This is a genomic window from Curtobacterium sp. UCD-KPL2560 (assembly GCF_001705035.1).
GTDB lineage: Bacteria > Actinomycetota > Actinomycetes > Actinomycetales > Microbacteriaceae > Curtobacterium.
Map to the genome: position 1 here is coordinate 1 of NZ_MCIG01000139.1, position 2,479 is coordinate 2,479.

Here is a 2,479-nt window from a genome sequence, read left to right on the forward strand (position 1 = left end):
TTCCTGACCCCCGCCACCCTGGCCGCCGCGGTCGGGGTGCCCGCGGCCGTCGCGGTGGCCGGGCGGGCCGCGGCCGCTGTGCCGGCGGCCGCCGCGGTCGAGGTGTCGAGGTCGGCTGCGGTCGGGGCGTCCAGCGACTCCCACGGCAGCCACGTCTCGGCGGCGGGGAGCACGGTCCGGACAACCGCGAGCGCCTCGCGGGATCCGTTCCAGGCGACCGCGGTCCTCTTCGACGTCGTCGCGACCGTGCGGGCCGCGACCAGGGCGTCGGCCGGGTCGACGACGTGCAGGAGGAGCGTGCTCCGGCAGTCCTCCAGGCGTTCCAGCACGGCGTCGAGCCGCGGGATCCGGTCGAGGGCGTTGCCGAGTCGCGCGACCTCGCACCACGGCACGTCGGCGACCCGACGGGGATCGCCCCAGAGCCGGCCGAGGGTCTCGTCGTGCAGCAGGACGGCGACCTCGTCCGCGGTGCGTCGGACGTCGACCTCGACCACGTCGGCGCCGAGGGCCTCGGCGACCGCGATCGCGGGCAGCGTGTCCTCGCGTCGGACGCGCGGGGCACCGCGGCGGGCGACCAGGCGTGGGACGGGCCGGACCGACCGGGCCGCGGCTGGCGCTCCGGCGGGGACGGGGGCGGTGGTCGTCATCACGGCATGGTGCCCGCGGCGGGTGGCGTCCGGGTGACGGCCGGGTGAACGGGGCGGTGCCGGTGCGGGTGGTGCGGCGGTCCGGGTGCGCGTCGGAGCGGTCAGGCGCGCGGGCAGGGGGGCGGGCGACCGCCTGCGCGTCGGAGCTGGCGAGCGAGTGCGGGGCGGGACCGTCAGGCGCGCCCGCGCGGGCGTCGCTCCACCAGGGGCCGGACGATCGCCCGCCACCCGACCAGGAACAGGCCGAGCACCACGGTCGCGACGATCACGAACGACAGCGGGAGCGGGTCGCCGGCGACGTCCCCCTGCCCGGTGAGGACACGGAGCAGCATCCCGACCGCGACCGTCGCCACCCACACGACGACGCCGGTCGGCCAGATCCGGAGGGGCCGCTTCCACGCGAGGCTCACGAGGGAGCCGACCGCCCAGCCCGCGAGGAACGGGTACGCCGTCGTCCAGGTGCCCACGACGGAGGACGCCTCCGCGTGCGAGGAGCGCCCGATGAGGGCGAAGACGACGATGAGGACGATGTCGACGACGGCTGCGAGCCAGCCCCAGGTGCGAGTCACCCGACCATTCTCCCGCGTCCCGGCAGCTGCTCGTCCCCACGCTGCCCGGCCGCCGCTCTGCCCGCCGCCGCGGTGCCCGGCCGTGCCGTGCTGTGCGGTGCCGTGCTGTGCCGCCGCTCGGCCGTGCCGTGCCGTGCGGTGCGGTGCTGTGCCGTGCCGTGCCGCTGGGACGGCGGCGCGGATCGGCTCAGAACAGGCCGTCGCGCAGGTCGTCGTCGGGGCCGTCGAACCCCCGGAACATGTCGGACACGAGCGCGGCGATCTGCGGTTCGACCAGGCGGTCGACTGCCTCGGCGATGCGCGGACGGTGCTCCACGAGCGCGAGGCACACCGCCGTCCCCGTCGCACGGGCGCACTCGTCGGACAGGGCGATCTCGTGGCGGAGTGCGGCCTTCGCCTCGTCGGAGAGCGGCTCGCGTGGCGTCTGCTCGGCCGCACCGGTGCCGGTCAGCTCGCCGAGGGTGAACAGGAACGGCTCGCCCTCGGACGGCTCCGGGTCGACGTCGAGGCCCTGGAACTCCGGCGACAGGCCCTCGGTCGGCTGGTACCCCGCGTGCCGTTTCCGGGCGGCCGCCCGCTCGAGTTCGCGCTGCAGGAGCGGGAGGTTCTTGGCGGTGTACTCGTCGACGGCGTCCTCGATGATCGCCGACATGCGGCCGATCAGAGCGTGCTGGACCGCGTGCGGCACGTCCGGACCGAAGCCCGCGGCGCTGGCGATGGGCGACCCCGTGCACTTGCGGCAGATGCGGGTTCGAGGCCGCGCGCTGCCGATCTGCCACCGGGGCAGCCACCGGAGCCAGACGTCGACGGCGACCCGTACGCGCCCGTCGATCCCGTCCATGCCCCAACAGTAGGCGGCAGCGGGCGCTCGGTCCCGGGCAGCGCGCGCGAACGGGCGGATTCGGCACCCGCGCGCGCGTCCCGGTGCGGCTTCCGCCCGCTCGCGCACGGTGGCTCGCCCCGGCAACACCCCGCTTCCGCGAACGGGCGGAACCAGCACCCGACACGAACGCGCGCCTGCACACACCGCCCGCTCGCGTACGGCGGCTCAGCCCGGCGACACCCCGCTTCCACGAGCGGGCGGAACCAGCACCCGACACGACCGCGCACCCGCACACATCGCCCGCTCGGGCACCGGCGGCATCCCGGCAGAACCCCGCTTCCGCGAGCGGGCGGAACCAGCGCCCGACACGAACGCGCGCCTGCACACATCGCCCGCTCGGGGATGGACACGGGGATGGGCACGCGGGCACGGGCACGGGG

3 protein-coding genes are annotated in these 2,479 nt (G+C 76.4%); all 3 read right to left on the reverse strand.

Going from position 1 to position 2,479, the window contains the following annotated elements; genetic code table 11:
• On the reverse strand, positions 1-647 hold a 647-nt coding region (locus tag BEP24_RS17270), incomplete at its 3' end, for a glycerophosphodiester phosphodiesterase family protein (RefSeq protein ID WP_290439189.1).
• Positions 648-820: 173 nt separating this feature from the next.
• Positions 821-1,216, reverse strand: a complete 396-nt coding sequence (locus BEP24_RS16125) for a DUF3054 domain-containing protein (protein WP_065965187.1) — start codon at positions 1,214-1,216, stop codon at positions 821-823.
• Positions 1,217-1,403: 187 nt separating this feature from the next.
• On the reverse strand, positions 1,404-2,057 hold the full coding sequence (locus BEP24_RS16130; RefSeq protein WP_065965189.1) for a spermidine/putrescine ABC transporter substrate-binding protein: 654 nt from the start codon (positions 2,055-2,057) through the stop codon (positions 1,404-1,406).
• Between the last annotated feature and the right edge of the window lie 422 nt (positions 2,058-2,479).

Bases quoted from the DNA above. Each gene is read 5' to 3' on its own strand.
- BEP24_RS16130 (WP_065965189.1), bottom strand. From the start codon at position 2,057: ATGGACGGGATCGACGGGCGCGTACGGGTCGCCGTCGACGTCTGGCTC.